Here is an 18020-nt window from a genome sequence, read left to right on the forward strand (position 1 = left end):
AGAATAGAAAGGTCTGGACCACGCGTCAATAGGTCTGGACCACTCGTCCGGAATCCCCCTAGATCCCCAACTCCTGGGCCAGCACGGCCGCTTGAACTCGGCTGCGCAGCTCCAGCTTCGCCAGCAGACGGCTGACGTGGGTCTTCACGGTCGCCTCCGCCATGTCCAGCCGCTCGGCGACCCCCGCGTTGGACAGCCCCTTTCCGAGGCAGGACAGCACCTCGCGCTCACGGGGGGTCAGTGACTCCAAGGCCGCGGGATCGGCGCTCGACTCCCGCACCGGCCGTGCGGCGAACTCGGCGATCAGCCGCCGGGTGACCGCCGGGGCGACGATCCCTTCCCCGCGCGCCACCGTACGCACCGCCTCCAGCAGATCCTTCGCCTCGGTGTTCTTCAGCAGAAACCCGGCCGCACCGGCCCGCAGCGCCCCGAAGACATACTCGTCGAGGTCGAAGGTGGTGAGCACGAGCACATCCGCGAGCCCCTCCGCGACGACCTTCCGGGTCGCCGACACCCCGTCCAGGCGCGGCATCTGAACGTCCATCAGCACCAGATCCGGCCGCAGCTCGCGGGCCAGTGCCACCGCCCGCTCACCGTCGGCCGCCTCGCCGGCCACCTCGATGTCGGGCGCGCTGTTCAGGATGAGCACCAGCCCGGCGCGCACGGCGGACTGGTCCTCCGCGACCAGGACGCGGATCATTCGGGGTCTCCTTCGGTCACGGGCAGGGTGACACGTACGGCCCAGAGTGCGCCCTCGGGGCCGGCGTCGAACCGGCCGCCGAGCAGTGCCGCCCGCTCCCGCATCCCGATCAGTCCGGCGCCGGAGCCGGGGGCGCGGGGGGTGTCCCGGTGACCGTAAGGGCTGGTCACATGGAGGTCGAGCATGCCGTCCCGCTGGGTCAGGCGGACGGTGACACGGCCCGGGCCGGCGTGCTTGAGCGCGTTGGTCAGGGACTCCTGGACCATGCGGTATGCGGCCAGCTCGACCGGGGCGGGCACCCGGCCGTGGTCGGTGTCCAGGGTGACGTCGAGGCCGTTGGCACGGGCGCCGTCGACCAGGGCGGTGAGGCCGTCGAGGGTGAGGGTGGCGGACGGCTCGTGTTCGCCGCCACGGTCCCGCAGGATCCCGATCAGCCGCCGCATCTCGGCGAGCCCTTCGACGCTGTTCTCCCGGATGACGGCGAGGGCCTGTCTGCTGGTCCCGGGGTCGTCGATGGACAGGGCGGCCGTGGAGTGGATGGCGATCGCGGACAGATGGTTGGCGACCATGTCGTGCAACTCACGGGCCACCCGCGCCCGTTCGGCGGTCACCGCTTGGACACGGTCCATCTCGGCCAGCAGTGCGGTCTGTTCGGCGCGCAGCCGGGCGGCCTCGGCCGCGTCACGGTGGTCGCGCACGACCCACCCGGTCGCGGCGGGGGCGAGCGCCACCACACCGACGCCGACACCGATCAGCAGACCTTTCGGGTCACGCCAGAGCGCGGCCGGCACCACCCCGCCGATCACCGTGAGCAGCCCGGTGATCCAGGGGATGCGGCGGGCGGAGGCCGGGGTGCCGTACAGGACGGCCGCGTACATGAGGTCGGTGAACAGGACGACCGTGACCACGCTGCCCCGCGTCACCGTGTCCACGGTCAGCATGGCGGTGCCGACCAGCATGGCGAACCTCGGCCGGGTGCGGCGCAGCAGTTCGCACGCGGCCGTCACGGCCAGCGGCACCAGCACGGCCCACCGCTGCGGCACCAGCACCAGGCCGTCGGTGACCTCCCGGGGGCTGAGCCCCAGCCCCCACATCAGCAGACCTCCGAGGAAGCCGCCCACGGCGATGCGTATGTCGTCGCGGTGCGGGCGCGGAAGCGTCAGGGCCATGCCCCCATCCAACACGGCGCGCGCACCGCCCGCGTGCTCCTGTGGAACGGTCCCGAACTGCATCTTTCGATGTACGGGGAGTTCGTCACCGCCGACGACGCGGCCCGCGCGGACCGACGGGAGCCTGGAAGGGCGACCGAGAGGAGCGAGACGTGATCGTCGCGTTGATCGTGGCCTGTGAGGTGGCCTTCTGGGTGCTGCTGGCGGCCGGACTGGCCTTCCGCTATCCGCTGAGGATGCCGCGCACCGGACTGGCCCTGCTGCTGTGCGAGCCGCTGCTGGAGCTCGTGCTGTTCGCCGTCACGGCGATCGACCTCAAGAACGGTGCCGAGCCCGACTGGCGGCACGGCCTCGCGGCCGTCTACATCGGCTTCACGGTGGGCCTCGGGCACTCCACGATCAAGTGGGCCGACGCCCGGATCGCGCACCGGTTCGCCGGTGGCCCGCCGCCGGTGAGGCCGCCGAAGTACGGCACGGCCCGCGCCGTCCACGAGTGGAAGGTCGCGGGCCGCTGGATCCTGGCGTCCGTGGTGGCCATCGCCCTGCTCCAGGGCGCGGTCTGGTACGTCGGTGACGACGCCGGGACCGGTTCGCTGCGGGCGTGGCAGCTGAGGATGGTGTGGGTGATCGGCATCAACGTGATCATCGCCGCGACCTACACCCTGTTCCCCGGGCGGGAGCCTGCCAAGCTCCCCTAACGTTCCCCGCCCGGCACCCACAGCACGTCCCCGACCTCCTTGTTGGCGGTGCGGGCCAGGATGAAGAGCAGGTCCGAGAGGCGGTTGAGGTAGGTCGCGGTCAGGGGGTTCATGATCTCGCCGTGGACATCCAGGGCCGCCCATGTCGAGCGCTCGGCACGGCGTACGACCGTGCAGGCCTGGTGGAGCAGGGCCGCGCCCGGGGTGCCGGCGGGGAGGATGAAGGAGCGCAGCTTCGTCAGCTCCTCGTTGAAGCGGTCGCAGTCCGCCTCCAGCTTGTCGATGTAGAACTGCTCGACCCTGAGCGGCGGGAACTTGGGGTCCTCCACCACCGGCGTCGACAGGTCGGCGCCCACGTCGAACAGGTCGTTCTGCACGCGGGTGAGGACTGTGACGATCTCCTCCGCCAGGCCGCCCAGCGCGATCGCCGTCCCGATCACCGCGTTGGCCTCGTTGGTGTCGGCGTAGGCCGAGATCCGCAGATCGGTCTTGGCGACCCGGCTCATGTCGCCGAGGGCGGTGGTGCCCTTGTCGCCGGTCCTGGTGTAGATACGCGTGAGGTTGACCATATGGCCAGCGTAGTTACCCTCCGGCCGTTCGGAAGACGCGTGTGCCCACCGTCACGGCCACAGTCGCGAAGGCGACGGCGACGAGGGCGCCGTAGAACATGTGGGCCGTCGTGTAGGAGCCGACGTACGCATCCCGCACCGCGTCCACGAGATAGCGGAACGGGACGAAGTGGGAGAGCACGTCCAGCCAGCCCGGTGCCAGGGTCATCGGCAGCATCAGGCCCGACAGGAGCATCGACGGCATGGTCAGCGCGTTGACCAGCGGGCCGAACTCCTGCGGGGTGCCGACCTTCATCGCCATCGCGTACGACAGCGAGCCGAGGGAGACGGTGAGCAGGGCGACGAACGCGAAGCCGATCAGGATGCCGGGCAGCGGCGCGCGCAGTCCCATCGCCACCGCGGCCAGCACCAGCAGCACCGCCTGGAAGACGAAGACCGTGGCGTCGCGCAGTACCCTGCCGAGCAGCAGGGCGAGCCGGCTGACCGGAGTGACGCGCATGCGCTCCACCACCCCCTGCCCCTTCTCGATGATGATCGCGAACCCTGCGAAGGCGGCGCCGAACAGGCCGAGTTGGAGCAGCAGCCCGGGGACGAGGACCTGCCAGGAACTGCCCCGTGCGCCGAGCGGGAGGCCGGTGAGCAGCGGGCCGAAGAAGAACAGATACAGCAGCGGCATCAGCACGCCGAAGAGCAGCGCGAAGCGGGAGCGCAGGGACTGGCGCAGATAGCGGCCGTAGATGAGTGCGGTGTCGTGGAGGAGCATCCTGGCGGTCCTATACGGCTACGGGGGTGGCGTCGGCCGGGGAGGGCCCGCGGCCGGTGATGGCGAGAAACGTGTCCTGGAGCGAGGCGTCGATCGAGCCGCCGTACTCCAGCTTCAGCGCGCTCGGTGTGCCCTGGGCCACGACCACGCCCCGGTCGACGACGACCAGCCGGTCGGCCAGGGTGTCGGCCTCGTCCAGGTAGTGGGTGGTGAGGAACACCGTTGTGCCGTGCGCGTCGCGCAGTCGGCGGATCAGGGCCCAGAGGTCCGCGCGGCTGCCGGGATCGAGACCGGTCGTGGGCTCGTCGAGGAACAGGACCTTCGGGCGGTGGGTGAGTGCCATCGCGATGTCCAGGCGTCGTCGCTGACCGCCCGACAGTGCGGATGTCCTGCGGTCGAGCAACTCGGTGAGGTCCAGGTCGTGGGCCAGTTCGGCGGCGCGTTCGACGGCCCGGACCTTTGTCAGGCGGTAGAGGCGGCCCTGGGTGACCAGTTCCTCCCGCACGCCGATCTGCCCGTCGACGCCGCCGGACTGGGCGACGTAGCCGCATGCGCGGCGTACCCCGGCCGGGTCGGTGGCCAGGTCGTGGCCGGCGACGGTCGCCGCGCCGCCGGTCGGCTTCAGCAGGGTGGTGAGCATGCGCAGGGTGGTCGTCTTGCCGGCGCCGTTCGGGCCGAGGAAGCCGAGGATCTCGCCCTCGCGGACGGTGAGGTCGATGCCGCGCACGGCCTCGACGGCGCCGCGTTTCGTCTGGAAGGTGCGGGCCAGTCCGGCCGCGCTGATGACTGCTGTCATGCCGACAGAAAAACAGAGTCCCTGAAATTTTGCAATGACTCTAAGTTTTCACTCTGCCCAGTGAAGCGGCCCGGCGAGGCTAGGATTCGGACATGGCAGAAGGGCTCCGGGAGCGGAAGAAGCGGCAGACCAGGCAGTACATCTCGGATGTCGCCACGGGCCTGTTCATCGAGCGTGGATTCGACGCGGTGACGATGGCGGAGATCGCCGACGCGGCCGATGTCTCCGTCAACACGGTCTACAACTACTTCCCGGCCAAGGAGGACCTCTTCTTCGACCGCTCCTCCGGCATGACCGGCCGGCCGGCCCGCTGGGTGCGCGGCCGGGCCGGCGGGGAGTCGGCCGCCGTGGCGGTGCTGCGTGAACTGCGCGAGGAGGTCGAGGCGGTCTCGCCCCGGGTCGGGCTGATCCCCGGCTACGCCCGCTTCATGCGGGTGATCGAGGAGGCGCCCGCGCTGCGCTCCCGGCTGTGGGCGATCCAGCAGGAGATCCAAGCCAATCTCGAGGCGGTGCTGCGCGAGGAGACCGGTGCGGCCGAGGATGATCCGCTTCCCGCTCTGATGGCGGGTCAGATCAACTGGGCGCACGGCGCCGTCATGTCCGCCATCGCGTGCGAGATGATCAAAGGTCGCGATCCGCGTGAAGTGTCCCGAGAGATGCTGGTCCTCCTTGATGACATAGAGGACCTGTTGAGTGAAAAGGTGCTCAACTACGCCGTCCGAGGCTTGGAATGACCCCTCCCGGTGTGATGTCCGTCAGCTGAGACGTGACGCGCATTACTTACTGGTCACACGGCCCCTCACGAGCGCTATCGTCCGCGAAAGAGTCGTACGTAAACAGCGTGTAAGGGGAGTCGGAGTGGCACGGAAGCTCGCCGTCATCGGGGCCGGTCTCATGGGTTCCGGCATTGCCCAGGTCTCCGCGCAGGCGGGCTGGGACGTCGTCCTGCGTGACGTCACCGACGAGGCACTCAAGCGTGGCACCGACGGCATCAAGGCCTCGTACGACAAGTTCGTGAGCAAGGGCAAGATGGAGGCGCACGACGCCGACGCCGCCCTGGGCCGCATCACCGCGACCACCGACCTGGACGCGGCCGCGGACGCCGATGTCGTCGTCGAGGCCGTCTTCGAGAAGCTCGAGGTCAAGCACGAGATCTTCCGCGCGCTCGACAAGATCGTGCGCCCGGAGACGGTGCTCGCCTCCAACACCTCCGCGATCCCGATCACCAAGATCGCGGCGGCCACTGAGCGCCCCGAGCGGGTCGTCGGTGTGCACTTCTTCTCGCCGGTGCCGATGATGCAGCTCGTCGAACTCGTCCGAGGCTACAAGACCAGCGACGAAACCCTCGCCACCGCGCGGGAGTTCGCCGAGTCCGTCGGCAAGACCTGCATCGTCGTCAACCGGGACGTCGCCGGCTTCGTCACCACCCGCCTCATCTCGGCCCTCGTCGTCGAGGCGACCAAGCTGTACGAGTCGGGCGTCGCGACGGCCGAGGACATCGACCTCGCCTGCAAGCTGGGCTTCGGACACGCCATGGGCCCGCTCGCCACGGCGGACCTGACCGGCGTCGACATCCTGCTGCACGCCACCAGCAACATCTACACCGAGTCCCAGGACGAGAAGTTCGCGCCGCCGGAGCTGATGCGCCGGATGGTTGACGCCGGTGACATCGGACGCAAGAGCGGGCAGGGCTTCTACACGTACTGAAACTCATGTACGTGCCGCCCTGGAACTCACCTACGTACCGCCGCTGAAACCGCACAGTCCCCGCGGGTATCACCCGCGGGGGTGAATTCGGTATCGGTTCGCTTACAGACGGCAACCTCGTCGCCGCTGAAGCAGTCAGACGATGCAACGCATCGTCTTGGACTACCTGGAGCACGACGCCGCACTCTCAGGGAGCGCATATGCACATCAGGGGCGACCACGCCGGGCTGGTCGTCGGGGGCCGCCTCGACGTCCGCAGCGCGGCGGACGCCCGTACGGTCCTGCATGCGGCCGTCGACGGCGGAGTCGGCGACCTCGTGCTCGACCTGTCAGAACTGGACTCCTGGGACGCCACCGGACTCGGGGTGATCATGGGTGCCCACCGGCGGGCCGGCCGCTGCGGCCGCCGCCTGGTGCTGCGCGGTGTACCGCCGCAGATGCAGCGCCTGCTGGTGGCCACCCGGCTGCACCGGATCCTGGCCATCGAGGGGGGCATCGGGGTGGAGTCGCTGCCCCGCGTGTAACTCCTCGACCGGGTGTGCTCCAGGGTGCGGACGAGACCCGGTCGGACCTCGGCGAACCGCACGTCGCGCGCAATCCTCACGAGACTGTGACGTCTCGGACGGCCCGGTACCCCGGCCTGTCGGAGATACTGTGCCAAGGTTTAAGGTTCGGTCGCCCGCAGCCATGCAACCCTCGAGCGGGCCCGGACCAGAAGCGACAGCGCGGTGTGCAGCAGGCCGGGAGGGGCCGGACACGGGCACACGACGCTTTTGGGGGGCTAGGAACCTATGGACCCGATCAACCGGGGACCCGAGGGGCACGGCCAGGACGGTGACGGCAGCACGCCGCGCCAGCGCCCGCCCCGGGAATCCCTCACTTCAGACTTCGGCCAGAGCGCGCCCGCGCTCGCCCGTACGGTGCAGCTCGTCTCGGGCGATCTCCTGCTCACCGTCAATCCCGTCGACGGCAGCGAGATAGAGCTCTGCCCGCCCGCGGAGCGGCCCGCCCGTCCCGCGAAGCGCACCGCGGCCGAGCGCGCCGAGACCGAGCGCGCCGCCCGGCCGCCCGTGCCTCCGGGACCCGCGCAGCCCGCGCTGCCGCTCCTCGAACGCCAGGAAGAGCGCGAGCGCCTGGTGCGGCTGCTCGCCCGCGGCCGCTCCGTACGGCTCACCGGCCCGGCCGGAGCGGGCCGCAGCGCCCTCCTCGACCTCGTCGCCGACGACTGCTCGGACCTCGCCCCCGACGGCGTGGTCCGCCTCACCGGGTTCCACCGCACCACGAGCGACCTGCTCCACGACCTGTTCCACGCGGTCTACGACGCGCCCCTGTACCGGCCGGCCCAGGACGAACTGCTGGAGCTGGTCCGGGAGATCGGCGCGGTCGTCGTCGTCGACGACATCGAGTTCGGCGGCGCCGGGCTCGACCAGCTGATCGACGCCACCCCTGAGTGCGCCTTCCTGATCGGCGCCACCCCGGACGTGTCCGCCCCCTCCGCCGACTCCGCGATCGAGGAGGTCTTCCTCAGCGGCCTGGACCGCGCCGCGGGCGTGGACCTGATGGAGCATGCCGTCGGCCGCGTCCTCACCGAGGACGAGTCCAACTGGGTCGGCGACCTCTGGTTCGAGTCCGAGGGTTTGCCCCTGCGCTTCGTCCAGGCCGGGGCCCTGCTGCGGCAGCGCGACCAACTGCGGGCCAGCGCGGGCGCGGTCGACGAGGTCGGCGTCTTCGAGGACGTACGGCTCCCCTCCCCCAAGCTCTCGGCTGCGCTCGAGCAGGGAGGTACCCCCACCGCCCCCGTCGAGGCGGAACCCGTCGACGCGGCGGAGGTGCCCCTGCCGTCCCTCGGTGAGGCCGCCGCGCCCGCACCGCTGCTCGCCTCCCGGCTGAGCGCCTCCGCGCGCGCCACCCTGCGCTTCGCCGTCGCCCTGGGCGGCGAGGTGCCCCACCAGGCCCATCTGCCCGCCCTGGTCGGCGACACCCACGCGGATGCCGCGCTCGCCGAGCTGGCCGCCTGCGGACTGGTCTCCCCGGTCGGCTCCCGCTACCGCCTCGCTGCCGGTGTGCAGGCCCAGCTGGAGGCCGCCGGATACGTCGACGACGCCGACGGCACCGCTCTCACCGCCGCCCGGCACTACGCCTGGTGGGCCGGACATCCCTCCGTCACCCCGGAGCGGGTGTGCGCCGAGGCCGACGCCCTGCTCGCCGCGCTGGCCGCCGTGGTGCCCGCGACGACGCCCCCGGCCGAGGACGCGGAGAGCGGCACCGCCGTGGAGCTGGCCCGCACGGCCGCCCCGGCCTTCGCCGCGGGCCTGCACTGGAACGCCTGGGACCGGGCATTGCGCTCCGGCTCCGAGGCCGCCCGGCAGACCGGTGAGGTCTCCGAACAGGCCTACTTCCACCATGAGTTGGGCATACTCGCGCTCTGCGGCGGACAGCTTGACCGGGCCCGCGCCGAACTGGAGGCCTCCAACGGTCTGCGCGGCGCCCTCGCCGACAAGCGCGGCACCGTCGCCGGCCGTCGCGCCCTCGCCCTGGTCGCCGACCGCGCGGGCGACGTGCCCGGCGTAGGGGCCATGGCGGGCGAGGAGGTGCCCGACGCACGCCACGACGAGTCGGCGTCGCCGCCCGGCGGGGTCCCCGCGGCCTATCTGCCGGCGCTGCCGCCCGCGGGCGACACGCTGGTCACCCACCGGTCCTCGGACCCGGCGCCGAAGACCCGGGGTGGCGGCCTGCGGCGCGTGGCCCGGCGCAACCTTGTCGCCGCCGGTTCCGGCGCCCTGCTCGCCGCGGTGCTCGGCACGGTGGTCACCCTCGGCATGACGTCGCACGACAGCGCCGACGACCCGGCGAACAACGTGAGCGTCAACCCGTCGGCCAGTCAGGGCACCGACGACGGCAGCCTCGGCGCGGACCCGACGCAGGACGACGGCGGCAAGGGCGACACGGGCACGGCCACCAGCCGCCCGACGGACCCGGGTTCCCCGTCGGACACCCCCGAGCCCTCGGACCGGCCGAGCGGAACGAAGGGGTCGGGCGGCGGCAGCGGCGGCACCTCGCCGAAGCCGTCCAAGTCCAGCCCGCGCCCGACGTCCCCGAGCCCGACGTCTCCGCGGCCGTCGACCCCGCACTCCCCGTCGTCGACCCCGACCCCCTCGCCCACGCCCACGCCCACGCCGACCCCGTCGTCGACCCCGACGACCTCCAACTCGGCCAGCGGCCCCGCCCCCAGCTCCCCCGCCACGTCGAGCGGCTCGGCCCATGCGGTGATCTGAGTCCGCGCACAGGTCTCCCACGGCACATGAGGGCCGGGTCCCCGTCCGGGACCCGGCCCTCACCGTCGTACGTACCGAAGCCGCTCCCGGCGCCTCAGAACAGCCGCAGCTTGTCGTCCTCGATGCCCCTGAGCGCGTCGTAGTCGAGGACCTGGCAGCCGATGCCCCGGTCGGTCGCGAGGACCCGGGCCTGGGGCTTGATCTCCTGGGCGGCGAAGATGCCGCGCACCGGAGCGAGATGGGGATCGCGGTTCAACAGCTCGAGATAGCGGGTGAGTTGCTCCACACCGTCGATCTCGCCGCGCCGCTTGATCTCGATCGCGACGGTCTGGCCCTCGGCGTCCCGGCACAGGATGTCGACCGGGCCGATGGCGGTCATGTACTCGCGGCGGATCAGGGTGTAGCCGTCGCCGAGGGTCTCGATGCGGTCGGCGAGCAGCTCCTGGAGGTGTGCTTCCACGCCGTCCTTGATCAGGCCGGGGTCCACGCCGAGTTCGTGCGAGGAGTCGTGGAGGACTTCCTCCATGGTGATGATCAGCTTCTCGCCCGTCTTGTTGACGACGGTCCAGACGCCTTCCTCGTTGCCGGCCCCCTCCTTCAGCGTGCAGGGCGGCGACATCCAGTTGAGGGGCTTGTAGGCCCGGTCGTCCGCGTGGATCGAGACGCTGCCGTCCGCCTTGACCAGGATCAGGCGGGGGGCCGAGGGGAGGTGGGCGGTGAGCCGGCCGGCGTAGTCGACGGAGCACCGGGCAATGACGAGACGCATGGTCGGCAACGCTACTCGACACCGTGGCGCCCACGCGATTCGCCCACCTGTCTCCCGCCTCATCCCTCGCCGGAGACCCTCGGGGCCGCCCCTTTTGCTTTGGAAACTCTTGTTCATCCCTGGCCGATTGTGCCCCCAACGGGACCGGGCCAAGTACGCAATCTGCTGGTGTGGTCACCGTCCGTTGCCTACCGTAGTAAACGGGAGGTCGCGATATGTGTACGCAGCGTGTTCGGTATCGCGAACTCTCTTACCTGTCCGGCAACCCCTGCTCGTCGGGGGTGCGAGAGGAGAACCCATGTCGCTCGACGTCTCACCGGCCCTACTCGAACAGGCCGAGCGAGGCGAGGTCGACGAAGCTGACTTCGTCGACTGCGTCCGGACCTCCCTGCCCTACGCATGGGAGATGATCAGCTCCCTGGTGGCCCAGCTGAAGGTGGACGGCGGACAGTTCGCCGACAACCAGACGCCCCCGCCGGACGAGCAGGCACGGGGCCAACTGCTCCGCGTACTCGCGAGTGACGCCATACGCGGGGCGCTGCAGCGGCACTTCGGGGTGCGGCTGGCCTTCCAGAACTGCCACCGGGTGGCGGTGTTCCCGCTGGACGCCTCGGTCGACGAGACGCTGGCCCGCTTCACCTCGGTGCGCAGTCAGCTGCTGAACCAGTCCCCGGAGCTCCGGGACTGCTGAGGCGGAGCCCCGGGACCGCTGACGCAGTGAGCCGCTTGCTTGCCGCTCCACACGCGGGAGGTGCAATCGGTACAGGGGCGGCAAGCTCTCTGCGTGGCAAGGGTGTTGACCCGTACGACGGACGGTTCGTTCAGCGGAGGCCGGGGAGTACCTCCGCACCGAGCCGCCGGACGTTCTCCTCCGTCGCTGCCAGGTCGCCCGAACCCTCGACCATCAGGGCGAACCGGGTGATCCCGGTTCGCTCCGAGGTCGCCGCGAGCCGGTCGGCGCACAGTCGCGGGGTGCCCACCGGGTGCAGTCCGCAGAGCAGTTCGGTGTACGCCAGCGGGTCGCGCATCGCGCGCTCGCGGCCGTCCACCGTCACATGGGCTTCCAGGCCCTGCCTCAGCCAGCCCGGCATCGCCTTCAGCAGCGTCTCCGCCGCGTCGGTGCGCCGGTCCGCGATCTGGCAGACGCCCGCCGAGACATGGGCCGCGCCGAGGATCTCGTCCGTGGGCCGTCCCGCCGCGCGCGCGTATCGCCGCCACAGGGCGACCATCTCGGCCTTCTCCTCGTCCCCGATGTGCATACCGAGCAGCATCGGCAGCCCGCGCTCGGCCGCCAGGCGGACGGTCGCCGGCGAGGTGCAGGCGACGACGACCTCGGGACCCGGGGTGTCCGTCAGCGCCTCCGACGGGCGGGGTACGACGGGGACCTCACGGAAGGAGAACCGTTCCCCCGCGGCCGCGACCGCCGGTTCGCGCAGCCAGCGCACCAGCAGATCGAGTGATTCCGGGAACCCGTGCTCGTACGCCTCCAGGCCCGAGCCGAACACCTCCAGGTCCACCCAGGGCCCGCCGCGCCCCAGGCCGAGGGTGAAGCGGCCGCCGCTCGTCACATGCAGCAGCGCGGCCTGCTCGCCGAGGGCGACCGGGTGGACGGTGGGCAGTACGCTGACCGCCGTGCCGACCCGGATGCGGTGGGTGCGGCCCAGCAGCAGGGCGGCCATGGTGACCGCCGATGGACAGGTGCCGTACGGCACGAAGTGGTGTTCGCCCAGCCAGACGGTGTCCAGCCCCGCCTCCTCGGCGACCTCCGCCGAGCGGACCGCCCGGTGCAGGGCCTCCCCCTGGCCTTGGCCCGGGAACTGGGCCGCCAGCACAAAACTTCCGACGCGCATCGTTCTTTTCCTGCTTCCTTGGCGCTCCGACGCGGAGCTCCCCCACCCGGCATAACCGTCCGACACGTGCCGAGGACACGGCCTCGCGAAGAGATTTCCGGATTGTCTGCAGAACGGGTCGCCCTGGAGAGGGACTTGTGCGGGTTGGTTCCCTACGCGTGCCCCTGTCCGCGCCGCGTAGGCTGGACACAGCCCGTGCTTCCTGCATAGCCCCGAGAGGTGTCCCGTGTCCCCGCGTCGCAACCGAGCCAAGGGAGCCGGCTCGTCCGGCCGGAGCGCCGAGGAGGACCGCGGCGGCCGCTACGGCGGCTGGCAGTCCACGGAGAGCTGGCAGGGGGAGGAGTGGTACGTGCGCCATGTGGCCGGGGCGAGCGCGGGGGGCAAGACATACCGCTGCCCCGGCTGCGACCAGGTGATCCCCTCCGGCGTCCCGCACGTCGTGGCCTGGCCGGACCATGCGGGCGTCGACGACCGTCGGCACTGGCACAAGGCCTGCTGGAACGCGAAGGACCGCCGCACCACGCGGGTGCAGCGGTCCAGGAACGCGCCGAGATTCTGAGCTTCGTACGGCTCCATTCGGCTCCGTACGACCTACACGTCCCGCTTCTGCAGCAGCGCGAGCGCTCCGGCGAACGCGACGGCCGTCACGCCCAGGATGATCCACAGCGGGTCCCAGCCGGACGGGCCCTTCTCGCTGAGGGAGTTGGCGTAGAAGACGCTCAGCTGGTTGGGGATCGAGTACTCGAACAGGGCCTCGCGCACCTTCTCCAGCGACGCGGAGAACATGAACAGCGCGATCACCAGCGGGGCGAGCACGGCGCCGATCATGATGGTGATGGCGCCCGCCGAGTGCCGGATGATCGAGCCGACGACCAGCGAGAGCAGGCCGAGCAGGGCGATGTAGAGGCTGATGCCGACGGTGCCCTTGAGCCATTCGCCGCCGGACGGGGTCCGCGCCCCGTTTCCTTCCAGCAGCGACGCCTGGACCATGGCGACGAACGACGCGGCCGCGAGCGTGACCACGAAGGCGACGAGGAAGAACACGATCGCCTTGGCCGCGAGCACGCGCCCGCGGCTGGGGCAGGCGGTCATCGTCGTACGGATCATCCCCGTCCCGTACTCCGAGGCCGTGGTCAGCACGCCGAGCGTGATGATGCACATGCTGCCCAGGAGCAGCCCGAAGAAGCCGAGGCTCAGCGGGTTCTCGCCCGACAGGTCCGACGTGGAGTTGCTGACCACCGCACCGGCGAGCAGGCCGATGCCGACGACGAGGACCACGAACACACCGAGCGTCCACATCGTCGAACGCACCGACTTGATCTTCGTCCACTCGGAGGCCAGCGCATGCCCGAGGTGGGTGCGCACCACCGGGATCGGCGAGGTGTAACCGGGGTACTGCCCGCCGGGCGCCGCCTGCCAGTTCGGCGCGGCTGCGGCTGCCTGCGGCATCGGGGGCTGGTGGGTGCTCATCGGGCGTCCTCGGGCTTGGTCAGGTCGGCGGTGGCGGGAGCGGCGGCCGGCTGCGGTGACGATTCGGCGGCGGGGGCCGGGGCCGTGGGCGGCTGCTGGGGCGCCGCCGCGGCGGGCTGCGCGTACGGGTTCGGCTGTCCGGCCCCCGGGGCCCCGACGGGAGCGCCGGGAGCGCCGTACAGCCCCGTGGGTGCCGCGCCCGGCACCGGCCCGCCGCCCTGCTGGGGCGGCGGCGGGGCGTACCAGCCCGGCTGGCCCTGGCCCGGTACCGGCATCGGGGGCTGGGCGCCGGGCGGCAGCGGCTGCTGGAGTCCGGCCTTCTGGTCGACGGTCGAGCGGTAGTCGACGGCGCCCTGCGTCATCCGCATGTACGCCTCCTCCAGGGAGGCCTGGTGCGGCGACAGCTCCCACAGCCGTACGTCGGACTCGTGCGCCAGGTCGCTGATGCGGGGGAGCGGGAGTCCCGTGACGCGCAGCGCCCCGTCCTGCTCCGGCATCACATGCCCGCCCGCCTCGGTGAGCGCGGAGGTCAGCTTCTCGCGCAGCTGGGGCTCGGTGTCGGGCGTCCGGACGCGCGCGAAGTCGGCCGAGTTCGTCGAGATGAAGTCCTTCACGCTCATGTCGGCGAGCAGCTGGCCGCGTCCGATGACGATGAGGTGGTCGGCGGTCAGCGCCATCTCGCTCATCAGGTGGCTGGAGACGAACACGGTCCGTCCCTCCGCCGCCAGCGCCTTCATCAGATTGCGCACCCAGAGGATGCCCTCGGGGTCGAGGCCGTTGACCGGCTCGTCGAACAGCAGCACCTGCGGGTCGCCGAGCAGCGCCGCGGCGATGCCGAGCCGCTGCCCCATGCCGAGCGAGAAGCCCTTGGACCGCTTCTTCGCCACGTCCTGCAGGCCGACGACCCCGAGCACCTCGTCCACCCGCCGGGCCGGGATGCCCGACAGCTGGGCCAGGCACAGCAGGTGGTTGCGGGCGTGCCGGCCGCCGTGCACGGCCTTGGCGTCCAGCAGTGCGCCGACCTGGCGGGGGGCGTTGGGCAGCTTGCGGTACGGGTAGCCGCCGATCGTCACGGTGCCCGCGGTCGGGTTGTCCAGTCCCAGGATCATCCGCATGGTCGTCGACTTGCCCGAGCCGTTCGGCCCGAGGAAGCCGGTGACGGCTCCGGGCCGCACCTGGAAGGAAAGGTTGTACACGGCGGTCTTGTCGCCGTAGCGCTTGGTCAGGCCGACAGCCTCGATCATGCTCCGCACCCATCGAAAGGTTCAGGACAGCGGGGCACACGCCCCCGTAAGGGTTAGGAGGATAACCGGGCGCTGACGGTTCCGCCCAAGGGCAGGTAAAACATCAGGCGTCGCGCTTCTTCAGCAGAACGTAACCGCCCGCGATCGCGGCGACGACCCACAGCACCATGATCCCGAGCCCGCCCCAGGGGCCGTAAGGGGTGTCGTCGTCGACCCGGGGGACCACCTGCATGATCCGGCTGCCGGCCTGGTCCGGCAGGAACCGGCCGATCTTCTTGGTCGCGTCCACGTTGCCGAGGATGTTGGAGATCAGGAAGAAGAACGGCATGAGGATGCCGAGCGACAGCATCGGCGAGCGCAGCATCGAGGCGACGCCCATCGAGAACATCGCGATGAGGGTCATGTAGAACCCGCCGCCGAGGACCGCCCGCAGCACCCCGGGGTCGCCGATCTCCGTCCGGTGGGAGCCGAGCATCGCCTGCCCGAGGAAGAAGGCGGCGAAGCTGGTGACCATGCCGACGGCCAGCGCGAGCCCGGTGGCCACCGCGATCTTGCTGAACAGAAAGGTGCCGCGCTGCGGTACGGCGGCCAGCGAGGTGCGGATCATGCCGGTGCTGTACTCGTTCGACACGACGAGCACCCCGAACACGATCATCGCCAGCTGCCCGAGCGTCATGCCCGCGAAGCTGATGAAGGTGGGGTCGAAGGAGACCCGCTCGCGGACGGGCATCTTGTCGAACTGGCTCCTCGACAGCGCCGAGATCAGCATGCCGAGGGCGACGGTGACGACCACGGCGAGGGACAGCGTCCACACGGTGGACGCGACGGACCGGATCTTCGTCCACTCGGACCGGACGACCTGTGCGACCACCACGGTTCAGGCTCCCTTCCAGTCGGCGCCCCAGTCCTGCTGGACGGGGGTGGTGTCCGCGTGTGCGTGGTACTCCACCGACTCCGCCGTCAGCCGCATGAACGCCTCCTCCAGGGAGGCCTGCTGCGGGCTCAGCTCGTGCAGCACGATCCCGCCTCGCGCGGCCAGCTCACCGATCTGCTCGGCCTTGCCGCCGTCCACCTCCAGCGTGCCGCCGCCGGACTCGACGGCGGTGATGCCGCCCTCGTGCAGCGCGTCGAGCAGCCGCTCGCGCTGTGGGGTGCGGATCCGGACGTACGACCGCGAGTTCTGCCGGATGAAGTCGGCCATGGAGGTGTCGGCGAGCAGCCGCCCCTGACCGATGACCACGAGATGGTCGGCGGTCAGCGCCATCTCGCTCATCAGGTGGCTGGAGACGAACACGGTCCGGCCCTGCGCGGCCAGCGATTTCATCAGGTTGCGGATCCAGTGGATGCCCTCGGGGTCGAGCCCGTTGACCGGCTCGTCGAACATCAGGATCCGGGGATCACCGAGCAGTGCGGCCGCGATGCCGAGCCGCTGTCCCATGCCCAGCGAGAACCCCTTGGCCTTCTTCCGCGCCACGGCCGTGAGCCCCACGGTGTCCAGCACCTCGTGCACGCGGCTCCTCGGGATGCCGTTGCTCTGCGCGAGGCACAGCAGATGGTTGAACGCGCTCCGCCCGCCGTGCACCCCCTTCGCCTCGAGCAGCGCCCCGATGTACGTCAGCGGGTCCTTCAGCTGGTCGTAGTGCTTGCCGTCGATATGGACGTCGCCCGCGGTGGGGTGGTCGAGTCCGAGGATCATCCGCATGGTGGTGGACTTCCCGGCGCCGTTGGGCCCGAGAAACCCCGTGACGATGCCCGGCCGCACGGCGAAGGTCAGATTGTTGACCGCGACCTTCTCGCCGTACCGCTTGGTCAGCCCCGCCAGCTCGATCATGCGGACACGCTAAGACGCGACGAAGCCCCCTGCCACCGGAGCGGCAGAGGGCTTCGTCCCGTCGTGTCGGCGTACGCCTGGGGTTACCGGGACTGCTGGGCCGGAACACCCCGGGAGATCGGCTCGTCCTCGGCCGGGGAGCCGGCGGCGGCCACCGCGGCGCCCGTGAGCGTGGCGAGCATCTCGCGGACGTTCGTCAGCTGGGCGTTGATGGAGTCGCGGCGGTTGGTCAGAGCGGCCAGCTCGCGCTCGGATTCCGAGCGGATCCGGTCGGCCTTGGCGTTGGCGTCGGCGACGATGTCCTCGGCCTGGCGCTGGGCCGTCTCGACCGTCTGGCGGGCACGGCGCTCGGCGTCGGTGCGCAGCTTCTCCGCCTCCAGACGCAGCTGCTCGGCGCGGTGCTCGATCTCGGCGAGACGCTTCTCGGCCTTGGCCTGACGGGAGGCCAGGTCGCGCTCGGACTGCTCGCGGCGCTTGGCGAGGTTCGTCTCGAAGTCGGCCGCGGCCTGGGCGGCCTTGGCGCGGGTCTCCTCGAAGAGGGCGTCGGCCTCCTCGCGCTTCGACTGCGCGTCCTTCTGCGCGTCGGAGCGCAGCTGCGAGGCGTCGCTCTTGGCCTTCTCGACGATCCGGACGCCGTCGTCCTCGGCCTTGGCCTTGCGCTCCGCGGCGAACGACTCCGCGTCGTTGCGCACCTGCTGGGCCGCCGACTCGGCGAGCTCGCGGTGCTGCTCGGCCGCGCGCCGGGCCTCGTCGCGCAGATCCTTGGCCTCCTCCTCGGCGAGGCGGAGGATCTTCTCGACCCGCGCACCGAGTCCGGCGTACGACGGCTCTGCGTCGGTCACCTGGGCCTGGGCGTTCTGTGTCTCGAGGTGGAGCTCCTCGATGCGCTTTTCCAGAGCGGTGATGCGGGCGAGAGCGCTGTCACGGTCGGAGACGAGCTTGGAGATCCGTTCGTCCACCTGAGCGCGGTCGTACCCACGCCGCACTAGCTCGAAGCCGTAGGGGGAAGTGTCGCTCATGGGGTTCCTGTCGAATGAGACCGGTGAGGTGATAGGTGGAATCCTAGGGGCCGAAGCGGTGTGTCATCGAGCGGATACGTGTTTGATCTGGAGAATGACACCTCTTTTGAGTGGTCAACCCGCGCACCGCTTGCCAACGACTCGGACAAAGGCCCCAGAAGGC

General features: G+C 70.8%; 19 protein-coding genes. 7 read left to right on the plus strand and 12 right to left on the minus strand.

The features are described 5' to 3' along the window. Window positions 1-58: 58 nt before the first annotated feature. Both N8I87_RS27765 and N8I87_RS27770 read right to left on the minus strand, forming a co-directional pair. Window positions 59-700, minus strand: a complete 642-nt coding sequence (locus tag N8I87_RS27765) for a response regulator (protein WP_263212734.1) — start codon at window positions 698-700, stop codon at window positions 59-61. Then, entirely contained in the window at window positions 697-1869 is a 1173-nt protein-coding gene (locus N8I87_RS27770; RefSeq protein WP_263212736.1) for a histidine kinase, read from the minus strand. The genes N8I87_RS27765 and N8I87_RS27770 overlap by 4 nt, the downstream gene beginning before the upstream one ends. Window positions 1870-2021: 152 nt before the next feature. On the opposite strand from N8I87_RS27770, the gene N8I87_RS27775 reads away from it, so the two are divergent. Then, window positions 2022-2567, plus strand: a complete 546-nt coding sequence (locus tag N8I87_RS27775) for a hypothetical protein (RefSeq protein ID WP_263212738.1) — start codon at window positions 2022-2024, stop codon at window positions 2565-2567. Here the strand turns inward: N8I87_RS27775 and N8I87_RS27780 are convergent. The 3 genes from N8I87_RS27780 to N8I87_RS27790 are packed head-to-tail and all read right to left on the minus strand — an operon-like array spanning window position 2564 to window position 4695. After that, window positions 2564-3136 carry a cob(I)yrinic acid a,c-diamide adenosyltransferase gene (locus N8I87_RS27780; protein WP_263212740.1) on the minus strand — a complete coding sequence of 191 codons (573 nt, stop codon included), beginning with the start codon at window positions 3134-3136 and terminating at the stop codon, window positions 2564-2566. The genes N8I87_RS27775 and N8I87_RS27780 overlap by 4 nt on opposite strands. A gap of 13 nt (window positions 3137-3149) precedes the next feature. After that, window positions 3150-3899, minus strand: a complete 750-nt coding sequence (locus tag N8I87_RS27785) for an ABC transporter permease (protein WP_263212742.1) — start codon at window positions 3897-3899, stop codon at window positions 3150-3152. A 10-nt stretch (window positions 3900-3909) separates the two neighbouring features. Then, window positions 3910-4695, minus strand: coding sequence for an ABC transporter ATP-binding protein (locus N8I87_RS27790; protein WP_263212745.1), 786 nt, complete (start codon window positions 4693-4695; stop codon window positions 3910-3912). A 92-nt stretch (window positions 4696-4787) separates the two neighbouring features. On the opposite strand from N8I87_RS27790, the gene N8I87_RS27795 reads away from it, so the two are divergent. The 4 genes from N8I87_RS27795 to N8I87_RS27810 all read left to right on the plus strand — a co-directional run bounded on the left by N8I87_RS27795 (window position 4788) and on the right by N8I87_RS27810 (window position 9677). Further along, window positions 4788-5429: a TetR/AcrR family transcriptional regulator gene (locus tag N8I87_RS27795; protein ID WP_263212748.1), complete on the plus strand. Its 642-nt coding sequence runs from the start codon at window positions 4788-4790 to the stop codon at window positions 5427-5429. A 124-nt stretch (window positions 5430-5553) separates the two neighbouring features. Next, the gene (locus N8I87_RS27800) at window positions 5554-6402 is read left to right on the plus strand and encodes a 3-hydroxyacyl-CoA dehydrogenase family protein (RefSeq protein ID WP_263212751.1); all 849 of its coding nucleotides are present in this window, start codon (window positions 5554-5556) and stop codon (window positions 6400-6402) included. Window positions 6403-6602: 200 nt separating this feature from the next. Continuing rightward, window positions 6603-6926, plus strand: coding sequence for an STAS domain-containing protein (locus tag N8I87_RS27805; protein WP_263212752.1), 324 nt, complete (start codon window positions 6603-6605; stop codon window positions 6924-6926). A gap of 267 nt (window positions 6927-7193) precedes the next feature. Further along, window positions 7194-9677 carry an ATP-binding protein gene (locus N8I87_RS27810; RefSeq protein ID WP_263212754.1) on the plus strand — a complete coding sequence of 828 codons (2484 nt, stop codon included), beginning with the start codon at window positions 7194-7196 and terminating at the stop codon, window positions 9675-9677. A gap of 94 nt (window positions 9678-9771) precedes the next feature. Here the strand turns inward: N8I87_RS27810 and nucS are convergent, their stop codons facing one another. Then, window positions 9772-10443, minus strand: a complete 672-nt coding sequence (nucS, locus tag N8I87_RS27815; protein ID WP_263212755.1) for an endonuclease NucS — start codon at window positions 10441-10443, stop codon at window positions 9772-9774. A gap of 298 nt (window positions 10444-10741) precedes the next feature. Between nucS and N8I87_RS27820 the strand changes: the two genes are divergently transcribed. Next, complete coding sequence (locus tag N8I87_RS27820; RefSeq protein ID WP_263212756.1) at window positions 10742-11134, plus strand: SCO5389 family protein; 393 nt, start codon at window positions 10742-10744, stop codon at window positions 11132-11134. A gap of 130 nt (window positions 11135-11264) precedes the next feature. On the opposite strand, the gene N8I87_RS27825 is transcribed toward N8I87_RS27820, so the two are convergent. Beyond that, entirely contained in the window at window positions 11265-12293 is a 1029-nt protein-coding gene (locus N8I87_RS27825; protein ID WP_263212757.1) for an LLM class flavin-dependent oxidoreductase, read from the minus strand. 226 nt (window positions 12294-12519) lie between these two features. On the opposite strand from N8I87_RS27825, the gene N8I87_RS27830 reads away from it, so the two are divergent. Beyond that, the gene (locus N8I87_RS27830) at window positions 12520-12852 is read left to right on the plus strand and encodes an Rv1322 family protein (RefSeq protein ID WP_263212758.1); all 333 of its coding nucleotides are present in this window, start codon (window positions 12520-12522) and stop codon (window positions 12850-12852) included. Between the two features lie 32 nt (window positions 12853-12884). Here the strand turns inward: N8I87_RS27830 and N8I87_RS27835 are convergent, their stop codons facing one another. From N8I87_RS27835 to N8I87_RS27855, 5 genes are all read right to left on the minus strand, one after another. Continuing rightward, on the minus strand, window positions 12885-13763 hold the full coding sequence (locus tag N8I87_RS27835; RefSeq protein ID WP_263212760.1) for an ABC transporter permease subunit: 879 nt from the start codon (window positions 13761-13763) through the stop codon (window positions 12885-12887). Further along, window positions 13760-15007: an ABC transporter ATP-binding protein gene (locus N8I87_RS27840; RefSeq protein WP_263212761.1), complete on the minus strand. Its 1248-nt coding sequence runs from the start codon at window positions 15005-15007 to the stop codon at window positions 13760-13762. The genes N8I87_RS27835 and N8I87_RS27840 overlap by 4 nt, the downstream gene beginning before the upstream one ends. Window positions 15008-15110: 103 nt before the next feature. Beyond that, window positions 15111-15881: an ABC transporter permease gene (locus tag N8I87_RS27845; protein ID WP_263212763.1), complete on the minus strand. Its 771-nt coding sequence runs from the start codon at window positions 15879-15881 to the stop codon at window positions 15111-15113. Window positions 15882-15884: 3 nt separating this feature from the next. Beyond that, on the minus strand, window positions 15885-16838 hold the full coding sequence (locus N8I87_RS27850; RefSeq protein ID WP_263212765.1) for an ABC transporter ATP-binding protein: 954 nt from the start codon (window positions 16836-16838) through the stop codon (window positions 15885-15887). A gap of 83 nt (window positions 16839-16921) precedes the next feature. Next, window positions 16922-17857, minus strand: a complete 936-nt coding sequence (locus N8I87_RS27855) for a coiled-coil domain-containing protein (protein WP_263212767.1) — start codon at window positions 17855-17857, stop codon at window positions 16922-16924. Window positions 17858-18020 lie beyond the last annotated feature (163 nt).

This window comes from Streptomyces sp. HUAS 15-9 (assembly GCF_025642155.1).
Taxonomy (GTDB): Bacteria; Actinomycetota; Actinomycetes; order Streptomycetales; family Streptomycetaceae; genus Streptomyces.